9 protein-coding genes are annotated in these 19,157 nt (G+C 61.9%); 3 read left to right on the forward strand and 6 right to left on the reverse strand.

Annotated features, from left to right (window positions below; genetic code table 11):
* Positions 1–384: 384 nt before the first annotated feature.
* The 4 genes from C5L14_RS26640 to C5L14_RS26655 form a co-directional block, all read right to left on the reverse strand.
* The gene (locus C5L14_RS26640) at positions 385–1,404 is read right to left on the reverse strand and encodes an alpha/beta hydrolase family protein (RefSeq protein ID WP_181161347.1); all 1,020 of its coding nucleotides are present in this window, start codon (positions 1,402–1,404) and stop codon (positions 385–387) included.
* Positions 1,405–1,493: 89 nt separating this feature from the next.
* Positions 1,494–3,950: a condensation domain-containing protein gene (locus C5L14_RS26645; RefSeq protein WP_105865092.1), complete on the reverse strand. Its 2,457-nt coding sequence runs from the start codon at positions 3,948–3,950 to the stop codon at positions 1,494–1,496.
* 5 nt (positions 3,951–3,955) lie between these two features.
* Positions 3,956–12,007 carry a hybrid non-ribosomal peptide synthetase/type I polyketide synthase gene (locus C5L14_RS26650; RefSeq protein WP_105865093.1) on the reverse strand — a complete coding sequence of 2,684 codons (8,052 nt, stop codon included), beginning with the start codon at positions 12,005–12,007 and terminating at the stop codon, positions 3,956–3,958.
* A complete protein-coding gene (locus C5L14_RS26655) occupies positions 12,004–13,902 on the reverse strand; it encodes an amino acid adenylation domain-containing protein (protein ID WP_146127028.1) in 1,899 nt (632 codons plus the stop codon). Before C5L14_RS26655 ends, C5L14_RS26650 begins: the two co-directional genes overlap by 4 nt.
* Positions 13,903–14,709: 807 nt before the next feature.
* On the opposite strand from C5L14_RS26655, the gene C5L14_RS26660 reads away from it, so the two are divergent.
* On the forward strand, positions 14,710–15,420 hold the full coding sequence (locus C5L14_RS26660) for a 4'-phosphopantetheinyl transferase family protein (protein ID WP_105865095.1): 711 nt from the start codon (positions 14,710–14,712) through the stop codon (positions 15,418–15,420).
* 197 nt (positions 15,421–15,617) lie between these two features.
* Here C5L14_RS26660 and C5L14_RS26665 read toward each other — a convergent pair whose 3' ends face one another.
* The gene (locus C5L14_RS26665) at positions 15,618–16,256 is read right to left on the reverse strand and encodes an acyl-homoserine-lactone synthase (RefSeq protein ID WP_105865096.1); all 639 of its coding nucleotides are present in this window, start codon (positions 16,254–16,256) and stop codon (positions 15,618–15,620) included.
* 76 nt (positions 16,257–16,332) lie between these two features.
* Positions 16,333–17,067: a LuxR family transcriptional regulator gene (locus C5L14_RS26670; RefSeq protein WP_082980089.1), complete on the reverse strand. Its 735-nt coding sequence runs from the start codon at positions 17,065–17,067 to the stop codon at positions 16,333–16,335.
* 346 nt (positions 17,068–17,413) lie between these two features.
* Here C5L14_RS26670 and C5L14_RS30500 point away from each other — a divergent pair, with 346 nt between their 5' ends.
* On the forward strand, positions 17,414–17,581 hold the full coding sequence (locus C5L14_RS30500; RefSeq protein ID WP_156771738.1) for a hypothetical protein: 168 nt from the start codon (positions 17,414–17,416) through the stop codon (positions 17,579–17,581).
* A gap of 879 nt (positions 17,582–18,460) precedes the next feature.
* On the forward strand, positions 18,461–19,072 hold the full coding sequence (locus C5L14_RS26680; RefSeq protein ID WP_181161348.1) for a LuxR C-terminal-related transcriptional regulator: 612 nt from the start codon (positions 18,461–18,463) through the stop codon (positions 19,070–19,072).
* Positions 19,073–19,157 lie beyond the last annotated feature (85 nt).

The following is a 19,157-nucleotide window of genomic DNA, read 5'->3' on the forward strand; positions in this document are numbered from 1 at the left end:
CGAACAGGTAAAACTGCACTTCCTGCCTTTAAAGGCTTCCTGCGTTTTCGCAGGCACGGGATCAAGCATGAGAACAAGCTCAATTTATCGACGCGCCCTAGCAACACTCAGGAAACGCTCTTTCCCTTCAACGAGTTACAATGGACACTTTCTGGAATCACAGCGGCAACCTCCCTGCCCTGCCCGTTTGATTGCCACGCTGACTCCAGATCTCACGGAGAAACGCTTGCTCCTTTTCCGTCATTGACGCGCTGGCGGCCGGCCGCAAGGGCGCCGCCAGACCGGAAAAAGGCTGCTTCATGGCGATTTCGTGTCTCCCGAACGCGAGCCACGAATCGTTTTCGCCTATCGCTCCTGCCCCCTGCAACGCGCAGCCAAGCGCTCTCATTGTGTCGCCTCCACCGCTGGCGGCTTGGCAAATATAACTTTGACGCGATCGTCCCGCGAAGCGATCAACCTTCCGAGGTCGGAAGCTTTACCGGCGACATACTGATCAAGAAAAGCACCGGCATAGCTATTCACAGCCTCGATCGTGCGATTGGCGCTCGGAAGGAGGGAGGCCATCCGCGCCAGGAACGACCGTTGAGAGGCATCGACGAAGCTCTGATGCCGGCTGCCTGTCATGACGAGGAAATATCCGCCATATCGGTCCATATTGGCCCGAACCTGCGTGTAGTCTTCGTCCGTCAGTTTCGACGTCATGCGCAGCACTGTATCGCTTGAATTGAGGTCCGCCGCGGTCGGCAGCCCGCTATCGTCGCTGATTTCGAGGAAGGGGCGTTGCAAGCCGAGCCTGCTGACATCTCCGAACAACCAGCCATCCAGGTTGACCGCGGCCTTGAAGCGCGGATCCTGCCTGCTGGTTTCGGCGGCAACCGCGCCACCGAACGAATATCCCATGATGCCGACCCGGTCGAAATCGAGCCTCTTCAGTACCGACGCGACATCATGATTTTCGCTGCACGGGATGGCAGCCTGCAAAATATCGAGGACAGCGCTGTTGTCCTTGGCAAATGCGCCTGCCTTGAGATCGACAGCCGCCCTGGTACGCTTGAAAGCCTCCTCGTTCGAAAAATCGACGAACGCCTTGTAGGCTTCGGGGCCTTTCTGGTCGATTCCGATCACCACGTAGCCACGCTGAACCAGGGCATCGATCTGGTTCATATGGCCCTCGGCACTGCCGCCCCAACCGGCATTGAAGAATATGACAGGCAACCGAGCCGCGCTTCCAGCGCTTTCGGGTTTCCTGGCATACCAGGCTCTGACCGCGAGGCGCTCGGCAATGTCGCGTTGCGACGCAGCGGATGTGCCGCCGCACAACCCCGACAGCGGCACCAGCGTGACCGCGACTTCGGGATCCCCGGCCCGTGCCAGGCCCGCGACACCGAGACCGACCGCCAGCAATGCCGCTCCCAGGCAAAGCACTCCGACGAGCCCCCTTCTTCTGCTCGACCTTACCGGCAATCGGATGAAAGAGGCTGGCATGGAGATCCTCAGCGACCGGAATTCTGTTTGAGCGTGGCCTTGATGACGTCACCGATCACCCTGGAAGCGGTGCGGCGGATGAGTTCCTCATGGGTTGCAGCCACAGGGACCATGGTGACGCCTTTGGAGGTCAAAGCGCTCCAACCCATGGTTCTGTCGAGAAAATAGCCGAGCGGCATGTTCTCATTGTGAAAGGCAAGGATCGGCATGGGCAAAGGTGTGCCGTCCTCGTCCCGGCCGGCTTCGATCACCCAATGGCCGATCCGGGCGTCTTCGTCCGGCCCGTCCTCGAAGGATTTGCGGCCGAACACGGCTTGCAAGAAGAGCCGAATGCGCCTCAAGGCATGCCGGCGCTCCTCCGCGCCGCCGAGAAGGCAACGGGCATAATAGAGGCCAGACTGGATCTGATAGGAGTATCGCCCCAGCATCCCCTTCAGCCGTGACTGACGCTTCGAATAGCCCGGGGCCCAGGCGTCGAGCGTCACGAACAGCTCGATCGTGTGGCCCTTCTCGATCAGGCGGCGTGCGACAGCGACATTGAGCCGAGCTGCGGCGCAGAAGCCGAGCAGGATATAGGGGCCCTGCGGGCGTGCCTCCTCGATGATGCGCACGCAGTGCTCCACCATCTCTTCCCGGCTGGTTTGCGCTCCTCCCTCGGCGAAAGCCGGCAAGGGGATCGAAATGAAGGGCTGATCTTCCCCCAAATGGTTGACCAGTTCCTGGTAGATGAAGGTGTCGTGCAAGGCGAAGATCGGCGTGCTCGCGCCATGCGGCTGCATGACCACCGCTCCCTTCGCCTCGGTGGTTACGGGGCCGCCCAGGAGCTTTGCCAACTCGCCGATGGTGGGGTGGCTATGCAGTTCGTCAAAGGAAATGCGCTTGCCGAAAACCTTCTCGACGCGCGAAAGCATGCGGAACGCAGAGAGTGAATGTCCGCCAAGCGCGAAGAAATTGTCCTTCGGATTGAGGATCGGCACCTTGAGGATATTGACCCAAATATCCGCAAGCTCGGCCTCGACGCGCACATGGCCATCGGGAGCCATGGTCGGGCGCGTGGGTATCGGCTCCTGAGCCGGCATGGGAAGCGGCGCCGGGCTGGCTCGCTCGCCTATCGGCCGATCCAGATCGGCGACGAAGCCGCCGAGCAGATCCTGCAACTGGGCCAGATATCCTTCCACCGTTTCCTGGTTGTAGAGCGAGGTGTCGTATTCACAGGACATGCGCCAGCCATCGGGGCGCTCTACGAAGAAGAAATTCAGATCGTAAAGGGCGCCCGGCGAAACGGACGGCATATCGACCAGGCTGAGTTCCGGGCGTTCATCGGTCGGTATGAACGAGCGCTGGCAGATCAGATTGACTGAGAACAACGGATTACGGCCGGGCTCGCGCGTAGGCTTGGCGATGGCGATAATGTCTTCGATCGGCATATGCTGGTTGAGCAACGCCCCCTCGATGACGTCATGCATCTGCGCCAGCACCTGGCGGAAACTCTGATTGCCGGCGATCCTGGCGCGCAGGGGCACGGTGTTGATGAAGGGCCCGACGATGTCGTTGAGTTCGATACGGTCTCGCCCCGCGATCTGCGTACCGATCGTAATGTCCTCGGAGCCGCTGCGGCGATACAGCAGACATATCAGTGCGGCCGCCCCGACCATGAAGAACGTACAGCCTTCCGCCGTCGCCAAGGCCGACATCGCATCGGTCAATGTGCGGGGCAGCTGGCGCCCGAGAATGAGGGACGGCGCGGCCCCCGTTCCCCCACGCGGCTTGTCGGAGGGCGGATCGAAGCGCTTGAACCCGGCCAGTTGCGAGGTCCAATAGGCCCGCTCGCTCTTCAGGGCGTTCACCTTCATCCATTCGGTCTGCCACACCGCGAAATCGGCGTATTGCAAAGGAAGGTCGGCTAGTCTGGGGGCCCGCAATCGCAGCCGGGCCTGGTAGAACTCCATCATGTCACGCGCGATGATCCCCACAGACCAGCCATCGCAGGCGATGTGGTGGATGGTGACCAGGATGATGTGCTCATCGTTCGCGACTTTGAGCAGGGTCGCGCGAAGATTGGGCACCTGCGCAAGATCGAAAGGCTTGCGCGCCTCGATCTGGCTGATCCGCTCCCTTTCCTCATGACGGCTCGCTTCCGGCAGCAGGGTCAGGTCGATGACCGGGAGTTGGATGGTCGCTTCGGGATGAACGAGTTGCTCGGGTTCGCCGTCGACATCGCGATAGCTGGTGCGCAAGATCTCGTGTCGATCGATCACCGCATTCAGCGCCTGCTGGAGCGCGCCGACATCCAGCCGGCCCAGCAGGCGCCACCGCACCGCAACGTTCAGGGCCGGGTCCTCCGGCGTGATCTGGTCCAGGATCCAGAAGCGGGCCTGGGCCAGGGAACAAGGAAAGGCGTAGAGGTCCGTGCCGGCACCCTGGGAGCCCATACCGACGTCGCTGCTTGTTTCAAAACCAGCCATCGGCTTCACCGTTCCGGAGATTGCAGGGCGTTGGCGGCAACACGACGGCTACTCCTGGCGACGCGAACGAGTTGCGGGAGATCCGAAGGTTCCTCGGCCGGCGACACCCCAGCGAGCGTAGCCGCCGCCTTGGCGATGGTGCGATGCTGCAGCAGAGTTTTGGCCGACAGGCTCAGGCCAGCCTGGTTCGCCCTCGCCACGATCTGGAAGATATGGATCGAGTCGGCTCCAAGCATGAGCAGATCGTCCGCCACGCTGACCCTCGCCTGGCCGAGAACCTCGGCGCAGATCCCGGCCAGGATGGACTCGGCCTGATTGCCGGGTGCGACATAGCTGGTCGACAGCTCGGTTGCGGTCGACTCGCTTGGCTTGGGCAGGGCGCGCCGATCGAGCTTGCCGCTCGACCCACGCGGCATCGTGTCCAGGCGAACCCACTGGCTGGGTATCATGTAATCGGGCAGGTCCCGGCCAAGGGCATTGCGAAGAGCCTCGATGCTCGGTGCGCTGGATGCAGGGGCCTCGTAATAGGCCACGAGCCTGGGATCTCCCGGATTGTCTTCGCGCAGGATCACCGCATTGACGTCGAGACCGGCCTTTCCGATCGCGGCCTCGATCTCGCCGAGTTCGATACGGAAACCACGCAGCTTCACCTGATGGTCGTTGCGCCCCAGAAGTTGGAGACGGCCACCCGGCATGAGGCGGGCGAGATCTCCCGTGCGATAGAGCCGCGCGCCGGGCATTCCCGAAACATTGTCCGCAATGAACTTTTCGGCTGTCAGGTCGGGGCGGCGGAAATAGCCGCGGGCGACGCCGTCTCCACCGATATGGAGTTCACCCACCACGCCGAGCGGCTGCACGCGATCGAACTTGTCGAGCACATGAAACTGCGTGTTGGCGATAGGATGGCCAACCGTGATCGGATCCGGACCCGGATGGATATGGGCAACCGACGACCAGATCGTCGTCTCGGTCGGGCCGTACATATTCCAAAGCTCGCCGCCATTCTGGACCAACTGATCCGCCAAGCTGCGCGGCAACGCCTCGCCACCACAGAGCATCTTCAGCTTCGGCGAGGGCTTGAAGCCGGATTCCAGCAGGATCACCCAGGTGATCGGGGTGGCCTGCATCACCGTGGCACCACAGTCTTGCAACCGCCTCAGCAAGGCCTGGCCATCCGCCGTCTCGCTCTGAGGCGCAATGACCACGCTGCCGCCGCAAGCCAGCGGCAGATAGAGCTCGAGCGCCGCGATGTCGAAGGAGATCGTGGTGACCGCCAGCAGCCGGTCTTCGGCAGTGAAGCCAGGCACCTGGCGCATCGAGGCCAGGAAGTTGGCGACGCTGGCGTGCGTTACTTCGACCCCCTTGGGCTTGCCCGTCGAGCCGGAGGTGAAGATGACATAAGCGAGATCCTCGCCTGCCACCCTGGCGCCTGAGGTGGGCAAGGGCTGGCGTGCGGCAATCGCATCGCGGTCGCGATCGACCAGGATCGTCATGGGCGCGGCCGAAGCGATGTCTTCATAGGCCGCCTGAGTTACCACGGCTGCGACGTCGGCCTCGGCCAGAATGCCATTGAGGCGAGCTGCCGGGTGATTGGTGGCAAGCGGGACATAGGCGCAGCCCGCCTTCAGCACCGCCAGCAGCGAGACGAGCATATCGAGCGAGCGATCGACCAGTACGGCGACACGGGCGCCCCTCCCGAGACCGAGATCGTGCAGATGCGCCGCGAGCTGGCCGGCCCGCCGGTCGAGATCACCATAGGTGAGTTGCTGGTCCTCGAAGAGTGCCGCCACGGCCTCCGGATTGACCGCCGTCTGTGCCTCGATCAGCCCATGAATGGTGAGCAGGCTTGGATCGGAAGGTGCCGGCAGGGAGGGCCCGGCCAGGGAGGCAGGCACATCGCCGGGGGCCAGCAACGGCAAACGCTCGATCGGCGTCGTGACGTCGTCGGCGATCGCCTGCAGCAAGGTGCGGTAATGCCCCAGCCAGCGGAGGATCGTAGCCTCGTCGAAGAGATCGGCATTGTAGTCGCAATCAATGCGCAAGCCGTTGGCGGATTCCGTCACATTCGCGAAGAGATCGAAGGTGGAGAAGCGCTTAGGGTTGGGGACGACCTCAGTCGTCAGGCCCGGAAAAGCCAGGTCTCCGCCCAGGCGTTCCAGATTGAACTGCACCTCGGCAAGCGGGAGCCGGCTGGCATCGCGCGGGAGCGTCAGCTTGCGCAGGATGGTGCCGAGCGTGCAACTGCGATGGTCATAGGCCTCGAGCACGCTCTGCTTGGTTTGGGCCAGAAACTCGGCAAAGCTCGTGCCGTCCTGCCAATTCGCACGCAGCGGCAGCAGATTGACGCAATGCCCGACCAGCGCCCGATCATCCTCCACCAGGGATTGGCCAGCCGCCGGTATGCCGACAACCACTTCATTCTGGCCGGCAAGGCGCCCCATCAGGATCTCGAAGGCAGCGAGCAGCGTGGCAAACAGGGTGCTGCCCCGTTTGGCCCCGGCCTTGCGGACCGCCTCATAGAGCGGCCTTTCGATGGCGAACTGGACCGAGCCGCCATTGAAGGTCTTGATCGGCGGCCGCGCGCGATCGCTGGGCAATTCGAGAGGCGGCGGCGCGGTGCGGAACTGCCCGACCCAATAGGCTTCGTCATCGGCCACTTCCTGCACGGTCTGGGCATAGCTGCTGAAGGGGAGCGGTTCGGCCAGCACGGGCTGACTATTCTCGACTCTGGCGCGATAGAACTCCGAGAGTTCGCCGATCAGCACATTGACGGACCAGCCGTCGCAGACGATGTGATGGGCGGTGAAGACGAGGACGTGCCGGTCCGGCGAGAGCCGAACCAGTTCGCCGCGGACAAGGGGCCCGCCAACGAGATCGAAGGCGGTCCTGGCATCCTGTTCGATCCGCGCCTTCAGAGCCTGCTGCGGCGAGGCTTCCCCGGAAACATCCACGAGCGGCAGGTCGAGATGGAGCTCGGGTGCAAAGCTCATGCGGGTGCCTGTCGCATCGAAGTGGATGCGCAGGGCATCGTGGCGCGCGATGACGTCGTTGAGGGATGCCCGTAGAGCCACTTCATCGAGGGGACCATCGAAACTCAGGCTGATCGACTCGTTGAAGGCACAGGAGGCCTCGTCGCCAAGCTGTGCCGACAGCCAAACTTCTGTCTGGGAAGCGGTCGGTGCAATCGGCCCCGTGATGGCAGCCGCCTTTGCTGCCGCTTCGGTCTTGTCGTCACCGCCTGAAAGCGGAGGACCGCCAGGAAGCATGCCGTCGGCCTGCATGGCCTCGATGCTCTCGCGGAAAGCCTGCACGATCCGAGCGACATCCTCGTCCGTATGCTCGGTGGTGAGAAAGCAGGGGAAGCCCTCGTGCACATAGATGCCGCGGGCACGCAGATGATAGTAGAGCAGGCTGCCGAAACGGTAGTCATGGCTCGGATTGATGTAGAACAGGCTGCCATAGCTTGGGACCGGCAGGGACAGGCCGCATTCGGTGAAACAGCGCGACAGCTGTTCGACCAGACGCCCCATCCGGGCCGAGACCTCCTCCTGCAGGGCTGGTCCCCTGGCTTTCAGATGCTCGAGCACGGCCTCGAGCGCGGCCAGGACCAGCGGATGGCGGACGAAAGTGCCGGCAAAGAAGGTGACGCCGACTTCCGGATAGGAGTCGTCGCCATAGCGCCAGGCGCCGCCGTCCAGCGCATCCATGAAGCTCGCCTTGCCGGCCAGCACGCCGACCGGCAGACCACCGCCGACCACCTTGCCGTAGCAGGCGAGATCAGCCTTGATGTCGAACAGATGCTGCATGCCGGCGGGATGCATGCGGAAACCCGTCACGACCTCGTCGAACACCAGCGCCGTGCCGGAGGCTTCGGTAATGGCGCGAACCTGCTTGAGGAATTCGACGGGGCGCAGGTCCGGACGGCGGCTTTGCACCGGCTCGACCACCACGGCGGCGAGTTCGCCGGCATGCTCGCGGATCCAGGCAAGAGCCTCCTCGGCGCCATATTCCAGAACGGTGACATTCTCCACCGACTGCGGCGGAATACCCGGCGCGACCGGAAGGGAGCGATGTTCGCCCTGACGGACCTGTCCCCTGACCAGAACTTCGTCGAACTGGCCGTGATAGTCGCCGGCGAACATGACGACGCGCTTGCGCCCGGTGACCGTACGCGCCACGCGCATGGCGGCCATCACCGCTTCCGAACCGGTGTTGCAGAAAGTGGCGCGTTCATTGCCGGTCATCTCGCAGAAGAGAGCCGCAACCTTGCCGGCCCTGGCGGATTGCGGACCGATGGCGAAGCCTTCCTGCAACTGCCGGTCGACCGCCTCGACCACGAAATCGGGGGCATGGCCGAACATCGTCTGGCCATAGCCGTTGACCAGGTCGATATATTCGTTGCCGTCGACGTCCCAGATGCGCGAGCCTTTCGAGCGGGCCGCGATCACGGGATAGACCATCTCCTTCCAGTCCGGATTGAAGCCGGAAGCGGCGCGGGGGTCGGCAAGGACGTTGCGGTAGTCCTGCGTCAACTGTTTTGAGCCGGGACTGCGGGTGTTCCAAAGCGAGGTCAGCGCCTCGATATGGCTGCGCTGGCGGGCATCCAGCCCCTGGTCCTGCGACTTCTGGCTGTTCTTGTAGACGCCGAAGCGCGAGGGCAGTTCCTTGACCGGAGCCGCATCGGCCCTGGGCACCGCGGCAGGCTGCGGAACGACTTCGGCCTGAAGCGGCGCCGCTGCCGCGGCGACGGGCGGAGCCATGACGGCCTGGACGGCCGGCGCCTGCAAAACCGCACCGCCGCGCAACACCTCGAGCTGTTGCTGCATCAGCTGGGCCATGACCTGCAACTGGTCGCGCATCAGGCCCTCCGCCCCGGCGCCCGTGCCGGCGAGCGGGATCGCTGCCGGAAGAAGCGGCGCTGGCTGGACGACCGGAGAAACGACGGCAGGCGCCGGAGCAACGGCCGGCGCCGCCGCTGCCGGGACCGGCGCAGCTTCGATGGGGGCCGGTGCGAACTTCTCGGGCGGCAACGCCGCTGCAACATGTTCTGTCAGGGCCTCGATGCTGCCGAGGTCCCCCAGAAGGGCACGGAAGGTGACCTTGAGGCCGAACTTGTTCAACAATTCCTGGGCAGCCTGGGTGAGGAACAGGGAATCGAAACCCATTTCCAAGAAGGTCGTGCCGGGTTCGGCGGAAGCCACGTCCTCGCCGGACAGATCGGCGAAGATCGAGATGATGGCGGCCTTGATGGTGTCGGTGCGGGCGGTCATGTCGGACATCACGGTTTGCTCGGGGAGCGGCATTGGGAGGATCGCGGCGGGCGGCGCATTTTGGGAAAGCGCCGCTTCGGATCGTGGAATAGCTTGCGGACTGGCCGCAGGCGCTGTCTCGCGCACCGGCGGTTCGATCCAGTAGCGCTTGCGTTCGAAAGGATAGGTCGGCAGGGACACTCTGCGCCGTGTGGGTCGGCTCGACTGCAAGGTCCAGTCGACGGCCGCGCCGGCAGTCCACAACCGGCCCAGGGCCTCGGCCATGGTCTCCAGGTCGGGCCGCTCGCGCGCCGCGTCGGGCAGGCAGGAAACCACCGCCCTGCCCCTTGCAGCACCCTGCAGAGCCAGTGTGGTCAAGGTGTTGCCGGCACCGACTTCGAGCAGGACCGCCGCTGTGTCCCCGAGCAGGAGCGACAGGCCGTCGGCAAAACGGACCGGCTCGCGGAAATGACGAGCCCAATAATCGGGGGATGTCGCCGCTTCACCCGTGATCCATTGGCCCGTGACGCCGGAGACATAGGGAATGGTCGGCGCCTTCAGCCCGATCTTGCGCACTTCCTCGGTGAAGGGCGTGATGATCGGATCCATCATGGGAGAGTGGAAGGCATGCGAGGTGTGCAGCCGGCGGCTGACGACACCACGCGCCTTCAGCTGCGCTTCCAGCGCATCGACGGCATCGTCCGGCCCGGCTGCGACACACAGAGCAGGGCCGTTGATGGCGGCGATGGCAAGATCGGCGCCCAGCAAAGGCGCAAGTTCGGCCTCGGACAACCTTACCGCGAGCATTCCCCCCGGCGGGAGGTCCTGCATCAGGCGGCCACGGGCCGCAACGAGCGGCAGCACCTCTTCGAGCGTAAAGACCCCGGCAAGGCAGGCCGCGACGAATTCACCGACGCTGTGCCCTATCATCGCGCTGGGCACGATCCCCCGGCTGATCCACAGCCGCGCCAAGGCATACTCGACCGTGAAGATCGCCGGCTGTGCATAGCAGGTGGCCGCCAGGCGCTTGTGATCGTCGGCCTCGCGCTTGGCGGGATAGAGCACTTCCTTGAGATCGCAATCCAGATGAGGGCGCAGGATCGCCGCACAACGGTCGATGTCGGCCCGGAAGCCTGCTTCGGCTTCATAAAGGCCCCTCCCCATATCGGGATATTGCGATCCCTGTCCGGGGAACATGAACACGACGCCCGCATCGCTGACGGCCTTGAAGGCCCGAGCAGCCGGGTCGTTCAGAGCAGCGACAGCCGCCGTCCTATCGCTGCAGGCCACCGACCAACGATAGTCGAAGGCCTTGCGCCCCACCTGCAGCGTATGGGCGACATCCGCAAGCTCCAGAGCCGGATTGGCGGCCAGCCGGCCAGCCAGCTCGGCGCGGGCCTTGGCCAGGGCGGATTCGCTTCGCGCCGACAGGGTAAGGACTTCGACATCCCGGCCCACAGCACGCGGCTCCAGCGACGGCGCCTCTTCCAGCACCACATGCACATTGGTGCCGCCAACGCCGAAAGCGCTGACACCCGCACGGCGCGGCTCGGGGCCCTCCTGCCAGTCCGTCAGCGCCGCATTGACAAAGAACGGACTGTCCTCGATGCCGAGGCGCGGATTGGGCGTCTTGAAATGCAGGGTTGCCGGCAGTTGGCGATTTTCGAGGCTGAGCGCCGTCTTGATGAAGCCGACCACACCGGCCGCCGCATCCAGATGCCCGACATTGCTCTTCACCGAGCCGATCGCGCAATACTGCCTGCCGTCGTCGCCGGTGGCCCGGAAGGCCTTTGTCAGGCCTGCAATCTCGATCGGGTCTCCGAGTGGCGTCGCGGTACCGTGGCATTCGACATAGCTGATCGAGCGGGGGTCTACCCCGGCATTGGCATGCGCCATCATGATGGCGGCGGCCTGCCCTTCCGAGCTCGGTGCGGTATAGCCGACCTTGGCGGAACCGTCATTATTGACGCCACTGCCGCGCACCACGGCATAGATGTGATCCCCGTCGGCAAGCGCGTCCTCAAGCCGCTTCAGCAGCACGGCACCGGCGCCGCTGCCGAAGACGGTGCCCCGGGCATCGGCGTCGAAGGGGCGGCAGCGCCCATCCTCCGACACCATGCCGCCTTCCTGGGTCAGATAGCCGCGCTTTTGAGGGAAGGTGATGGAAACGCCGCCGGCAATGACCATGTCGCTCTGGAACAGCAGCAATTGCTGGCAAGCCTGCGCGATAGCCATCAGCGAGGTCGAGCAGGCCGTATTCAGGCTGAAGCTCGGGCCGTTCAGGTTGAACTTGTAGGATACACGCGTCGCCAGGAACTCCCGGCTGGCGCCAAGCAGCATCGGGTATTGCCCGACCTGGAAGGCGTTGGTGAAGTCCTCCGAGACGTCGCGATTGCCGACGACATGATGGAGGAAATATGTGTTCATGCTGCAGCCGGCGATGACGCCGATGCTGCCAGGATAGCTAGCCGGATCATAGCCGCCATCCTCGAGCGCTTCCCAGGCGCATTCGAGGAAGACGCGATGCTGCGGGTCTGTCAGTTCCGCCTCGCGCGGATACATGCCGAAGAACTCTGCGTCGAAATATTCGACATCGGACAGGATCGGCCGGGCCCGTACGAAATTGGGCGCGCGCCGAACGTCCGGCCCGAAGGTATCTTCGAGTTCGCTGTCCTCGAAACGGGTGATCGATTCCACGCCGTTGCGCAGGTTCTGCCAAAACTCACCGACAGAACGGGCGCCGGGAAAACGGCCCGCCATGCCGATCACCGCGATGGCGTTGAGCGGAGGGTCGGAGATGGAGCTCACCTTGCCGCTCCCATTTGGCGTTGGCGCATGCGCTGGAGCGCCTCCGCCTGCTGGCGGGCGCGCAGATTTTCGGGCCTGGCCGCAGGGGCCGCGGCAGGCGCGGTGCTCGAGCGGATGAAATTGGCGAGAGCCGCGATGGTGGGACGCTCGAACACATCGCTCAGGCGAAGCTCGGGATGGATGCTTTCCTGGATTTCGGCGAGAACCGTGAGGATCTGCAGTGAACTGCCGCCCTGGTCGAAGAAGTTGACCTTGGTGCTGACGTCGGGCACGGACAGAACCCGCGACCAGATGGCCGCAATCTTCTGTTCAAGCTCGTCGCGCGCCTCGGGCACGATCGGACTGGTGGTAAAAGTCGGGCTCGGCAGCGCCTTGCGGTCGAGCTTGCCATTCTCGGTCATCGGCAATTCGCCGAGATCGACGAAGGCGAAGGGAAGCATGTAGTCCGGCAGCGTCTGCGCCAGATGCGCCTTCAGGGTAGCGGCATCCGCAGGCGTTGCCGAAGGCACGATATAGGCGACCAGCTTCGCCTCGCCAGGGCCGTCCGTGCGAGCAATCACGGCGCAAGCCGTTACGGCCGGGTGGCGCATGAGCTGATTTTCGATTTCCCCGGTCTCGATGCGGAAGCCGCGGATCTTCACCTGATGATCGCTGCGCCCGAGATATTCGAGATCGCCATCCGCCGTACGCCGGACGAGATCGCCGGTCTTGTATAGCTTTTCGACGGGCTGATCGTCCGAGGGACGCCAATCGATGAAACGCTCTGCCGTCAGCTCGGGACGGTTGAGATAACCGAGGCAGACTCCCTCCCCGCCGACATAGATCTCGCCTTCCTCGCCCACCGGCACAGGCTTGCGGTTCTCGTCGAGCACATGCACGGTCAGATCGGGGATCGGCACACCGATCAGGCTCGCCCTGGTGCCGTCGAGTTCGGCCGCAGACACCGGGCGGTAGGTCACGAAGACGGTGGTTTCGGTGATGCCATACATATTGATGATGCGCGGCTTGGTATCACCATAGCGGTTGAACCAGGGGCGCAGCATCTGGAACTCCAGCGCTTCGCCGCCGAGAATCACGTAGCGCAGAGCCAAGACGGATGCCTCCGGCCGGCGCCGGTCCACTTCGATCAAGGTGCGGAAGGCGGAGGGCGTCTGGTTGAGCACGGTCACTTTTTCCCGGACGAGCAGGTCCAGGAAATCCTCGGGCGAGCGGCTGACCCGGTGGGGCACCACCACCACACGCCCGCCATAGACCAGCGCTCCCCAGATTTCCCACACGGAAAAGTCGAAGGCATGCGAATGGAAGAAGGTCCACACATCCTCGGGACCGAAGCCGAACCAATGGTCGGTTGCATGGAAGAGCCGCACGACATTGTGGTGCGACAGCCTGCAACCCTTCGGGCGGCCGGTGGAGCCCGACGTATAGATGACGTAAATGAGCGACTGGGGATCGATCGCTATGTCCGGATTGGTAACCGGTTCGGCGCCGAGACTGCCGGCATCCTGATCCAGCAAAATCATCGGCAGGTCGCTCGGCGGCAGCGTCGGACGGCCCGTGGTCGTGGTCACGAATGCCAGCGGCTTGGCATCCTCCAGCGTGAAGGTCAGCCGCTCGCGTGGATAGCTCGGATCGAGCGGCAGATAGGCGGCACCGGATTTCATGATGCCCAGCATGCCCACGACCATGTCGATCGACCGCTCCAGGCCGATGGCGACCAGCGTGTTGGGCTTCACCCCCATCTTGAGCAGGCGGTGAGCGAGCTGGTTGGCACGAGCGTTCAATTCGCCGAAGGTGATCGAAACGCCGTCGCAGGTCACCGCGAGGCTATCCGGGCGAAGCGCGGCCTGCTCGCTGATCAATTGATGGACGGAAAGATTGGTCTGAAACGCCTTCACGGAGCCCCCATGCAAAATCGTGTAACAACCGCCCCGGAAGATCGCTCTGCCGCAGGCACGCCGCCAAGACGCCGCTACCGGCGCCCTGCAGCTCGAATGTGATATTCTTTGCTTTCCTTCGACTCCTGGGGCGGCGAGAGGTGCCGAGTCACGATAGAGCGCGAACCGGAGTACTCCGGCTTTCGAATGCGTCGCGTGCGCTTTCGCACATTCCCCGGCAAACCAGCCCCGTAATTGAGTCGAACATTCCCAGGTCAGCTATTGCCTTTCTCCGTCCAGATATGAGCGAGCAATATCTCAATATCCATGCGAACTTATGTTTCGAAATTCTGCGTGATTTTACCGTGAAACGAAAAAATCTTCACAGGTAGATTTTCGAACTTACAGGGTATATTACCTTCTACGAAGGAATTATTGGAGTGGTAGGCTCCCTACGCTTCCCTGACTGCGCCCAACCAAAATGAGGGTTTGCGGCAGGCAAGAAAACAGCTGAAGCTCAATGCAGACCCAAAGAACCCATCCAACGAAACACTGCCATTATTGTAGTGTTCGAAGATCACCGCCTCAATTCGGGAAATTGAATGCCCCTCCCCCACCCGATAGGCAAACTCGGACCAAAAGGAGTAGCGCCTATCGATCCCGCGGGCGCACACCACTAAGCCGATAGCCGTACGCTCCGGCTCTAAAGGTGGGAGCGACGGCGGACGCTTCGCAGCGACCGTTCCACACGGGAAAAGTTGCGCGCCGAGCTCAATGCTGATCCTCTAGAATCAATCAATCGCCGTGCCAGTAGAAGCCAAGCTTTCGATGCCCCCTCGTCCGCCCACTCCACCCGCTTCCCGGGACGTTCATGTCTGGCAATGGGATCTCGACGCCGACGAGGGTAGCCTCGACCGCAACTGGGAGATTTTGTCGGAAGAGGAACGCGTGCGCGCCGATAAATTCCGCTTCGAACGGCATCGTCGCCGCTTCGTGGCAGCGCGCGGGAGGCTCAGGCAAATTCTCGCCGATTACCTCGCAATGTCCCCGCAAGCGGTCGGATTCGGCTATGGCGACGAAGGCAAGCCCTTCTGCACCACCCAGCCCTCGGAATGGCGGATCTGCTTCAATCTGAGCCATAGCGACAATAGGGCAGCCCTCGCCGTCGCGAACGATTTCGAGATCGGCATCGACATCGAGCATGTTCGCACGATCGAGGACGGCGTCGCATTGCAAGTGTTCTCACCTGCCGAGCGCACGCAATTCGACGCATTGCCGCCCGGGGAGCGGCAAAGCGTCTTTTTCGAAAATTGGACCCGCAAGGAGGCGTGCCTGAAGGCGCTCGGCACGGGCTTTGCTCACCCGCCGACCCATTTCGAATTCGATCTTGCCATCGGGGGCGACACGGCACCCCGCTTCGTCGGTGGCGATGCCGAAGAAGCGAAATGTTGGCGCATTCGCGCTCTGAGATCCGCTATGAACCGCACTGGCTCGGTGGCAGCACGGCGCCTCGATTGGTCGATCGTCGAAATGAACTGACGGGCGGCACCGGCCACTATGCCGATACGCCGGACAGACGAACGCAAAGGGTCCGCACCCTTTGAGGCCTATGACACCTCGGCAAGCGCTACCGAAACCTGGCGAAGGGATCCGGCTCGCACCCGCGAGGCAATCGCAAGGAGCTGCAGCCAGGCGCCGCAGCTCAATGAACGCCTCTACCCACCCGTAACTGCGGCTTAAGCCGCAACCGCGTGGACCTGCGTCTCGGAGCGCAGAACCGAACCAGTGATCTGGCCGGCTGCAGCGATCCCGGCGCGCATCTCCTCGCTGATCTCGAAAAGACCGGCATAGGTCATCACGCGGCCGATTCTGGTGGGTACACCAATGATATCCGCCGGACAATTGGCGAGCTTGAAGATGCGGGCCATACGCGCATCGTAGACGGACACCACGAAATCGATGCCGGCAAGCATGCCGACCTCGACGATGCCGCACAGCAGCTCGGTCGTGACCGAATGCAGGCGGCGACTGCCGTCACTTGCCAGATCCGGATCGATCGCAAAGCGAGAGCTTTCCCAAATCAGCGGGCTCTCCACAATTTCGCCATCCGGCAGCAGTACTGAAAAGACGTCGCGCAGCATATTGGGACCAGTCGTCGGCAACAGGCGCAGACCACCTTCAACACGGCCCGTGTATTGATTTCGCGATATCAAGTAAACGGGGTCGCAATCATCGAAATAATCGATTTCGCGACCATTCGAAACGTTGACGTCCCAATCAAGCCTGTCTTTAAAGACCCTTGCACGCATCTGGTAAAGTGCATCCAGGGTTTCGGTATGTAAATGACGTTCGTAACTTTGAATGACTTCAATCATCGAACAGACCCTCCGTCGGAATCTGCTCGAATTTATTGGCCACTTATTCCCTTAGAAATACGGCGTATTTGACGGGTTACCTCGATCCGAAAAAAATGCTCATATTCATTGCCTTGGCGACGGCATGAGTAACATTGGTTGCATTCAGTTTTGCTCGAGCCAGATCGAGGTAAAAACGCACCGTCCGATCCGAAAGGGAGAGTATCGTCGCAGTTTCCGAGACTGTTTTGCCGCGGGCAACCCATTTCAGGCATTCGATCTCACGCGGAGAAAGATGGACTTCCTCTTCTTCAACGGCCTCCGTCCGCAGGATGGCATTGTGGATGTGGTAGGCCAAGACCTGGAAGTCGCGCTGGAACGCTCCCAACGTCTGATCCCATTCCTGATCGGAGACGTCGCTGGTGATGGTGAAGAGTGCGCGCTCGCCGTGGCGGCCGCGGATAGGGAAGGTCAGGCCCTGGCGCCCGAGCCCAAATTCGGCAGCCTCGCCGAAAAAGGCACGGAGCTTCGATCCCTTCAGGTCGAATTTGCGCCAGTCAATGGGCAGGACAGCCGAAAACCCCTCCCTTAGAACAGGATCTATTCTAACGTAATTTTCACTCTTATAGTGCTCAACCCAATCATCGGAGTAAGTAACAGCCAAATAGGGATCGTCGCCATTAGAGCTAGGAATATTTACAGCAAAATAAGCCGCTGTGCGCAATCCATAACTCTGAACAACGCGATTCAACATCCCTTTTACGTCGCGAGACGTCGGTACACTGCCAATCTCATCGACAATATCATAATATATCTTGTCGAGCGCTCTCATATGCCGCCCCCTAAACCTCGGGGCGGTATGATAGTGCAAAACGTAGCGGGATGCTAGTTCCTAGATTACTTCGCGAGCGCCTGGCGCGATAGGTTGAAGACTTAGATTATATACTTCAATGTCTCTTTAAATCTCGAAAGTAGAGCGGCAGCACTCTGAGTTCATTTCAGTCTGGTGTTAGTTAGTCGCTAATCAACAAAGGTTGATCGGTTGAGTATCTGTCAAGAAACGGCAGCCGTTTCAATCTTCGATACGACGATGTTTCGCCATTCCCGCGAACGGTGGGGTCGAACCGATGATAAACAAGGGTCACGACGTAATGCCTAAAGTTCAACAGAGTCAATCGATGGTCACCATTGATGACGACACCGGCACGATCACCATCGATCTGGTGGCTTATGGACCGGTGCGAATCGTGATGACGGCCGATGGTGACATTGAAGTCGAGGGACGTAGCATCCTGAACACGGCTCATTGGACGAGTTTTGGTAACGAGCTTCCCAAGCGAGCCTGACAGTCGCCGTCGCGAGCCTGGTTGAGATCGAATATATTCTGCCGATGATGGAAACCCGGGGCGGCCATGTCGCCACGGGTTTCGCTCGTGCCGTCCCGGCCTCGCCGAAACGGGTATTATTCATGGTATCTCCTCAGCAGTATCGGCAAGACCTGGCCTTCGCGCCTGCAGCTTACCCCCTCCTTGCGATTTGCCCGGGCGCGGCGCCACAGGTTCGATCGTATTTCCGCAAGCCTCCAATCCCGTCGATACTGTATATCTTCTCGGTGGTGCACGCTCCTTATCCGGATTCTAGCGCCGATCCGGCGCGCCCATCGATGCTGCTCTGCCCCCGTCCGTCACCGGTAGTGACGTAGCGCTATCAACAGGCGATCAGATTCGTTGCATAAGGCGTGGGGGATACCGCACCGCCCAACATACGCCGCCCGAGAGGTGGCCCCCCCATGCGGGGAAGCCGCCGCCCCCCGGGCATGGCTGGTACCATCCTGCCCGTTCTCGCTCGTGCCATGATCTGAAGGCAATGTGCGAAATCGCACATCGCAGTCCGGCGCCATGGTGTTTCTCACTCAGGCGGTGGGTGGTTGCCCTGGTGTCAAGAAACGGCGTCGAATCCAAGTCATTTCAAGCCTGCTTTCTTGGCTCAGGACGGCGACAAGTCTAATATTTCTCCAAAAAGAAAACTATCTTCGTCTTCGGTCGCGAGAATTTGGAAGTTTGACATTTTGCTGAAAGTCCTTGCCTATTTCGCAATTGGAGGAGGGGAAGCAGGTGAGATCGATCGGTGAAAGCGGTCTGGCACACGAGGGAGAGCGTTACTTGAGGATCCCCGTTAGTGTAATCGACAAGCGTGCCTTCTGGCGCGATTGTCTGACGATGTGCTTGACGACCTCCTCTGCAAATCTTGCAGCCGTCGGCTACGACACCATCGACGATTGGCTGACGTCCTCCACGCATGCCCCTTCGACGATCATCCTGCTATGCGCTACCAATGAAGAGGGCACGGCCCGGGCCATCCAGTCCGGGCTCGATCGCATCCTGTCCAGCGTGCCGGGTGCGCGCGTGGTCATCCTGTCCGACATCGACAATCCGGCCACCATGGTCTCCGCCTTGGAACGGGGCGCGCGCGGCTTTGTAACCATGAGCCTCAGCCTGGAAGTGGCCATTGAAGCAATTCGCATCGTGAATGTTGGCGGCACCTTCGTTCCCGCCAGCGGCCTGCTGTCGGCGCGCCAGGGCCTTACTGCCCCGACCGAGGGCCAATCTCCGGCTGCCGAGGGGCGGCCGCACTTCACCGAACGCCAATTGGCGATCATCGCCTGCGTGCGCAAGGGCGAACCGAACAAGATCATCGCCCACAAGCTCAACATGACCGAAAGCACGGTCAAGGTTCACATCCGCAATATCATGCGCAAGATCAAGGCCAAGAACCGCACCGAAGTTGCATTTCTTACCAACGAGTTGCTGCTTCCCAACGAAGCCTCGAACGATTGAGGCTCGCGCCGCTGCAGCGGAGCATAATGCCCATCGCTTCTCGGCCATGCCGCTGCCAAGACTTGCGACTGCCCTCCCCGGCTCC

Source organism: Labrys okinawensis (genome assembly GCF_002982075.1).
Classification (GTDB): domain Bacteria; phylum Pseudomonadota; class Alphaproteobacteria; order Rhizobiales; family Labraceae; genus Labrys; species Labrys okinawensis_A.

Coding starts and splice junctions, on each gene's coding strand:
- C5L14_RS26645 (WP_105865092.1), bottom strand. CDS start 3,950: ATGGCTGGTTTTGAAACAAGCAGCGACGTCGGTATGGGCTCCCAGGGT.
- C5L14_RS26660 (WP_105865095.1), top strand. CDS start 14,710: ATGCCCCCTCGTCCGCCCACTCCACCCGCTTCCCGGGACGTTCATGTC.
- C5L14_RS26665 (WP_105865096.1), bottom strand. CDS start 16,256: ATGATTGAAGTCATTCAAAGTTACGAACGTCATTTACATACCGAAACC.
- C5L14_RS26670 (WP_082980089.1), bottom strand. CDS start 17,067: ATGAGAGCGCTCGACAAGATATATTATGATATTGTCGATGAGATTGGC.
- C5L14_RS30500 (WP_156771738.1), top strand. CDS start 17,414: ATGGTCACCATTGATGACGACACCGGCACGATCACCATCGATCTGGTG.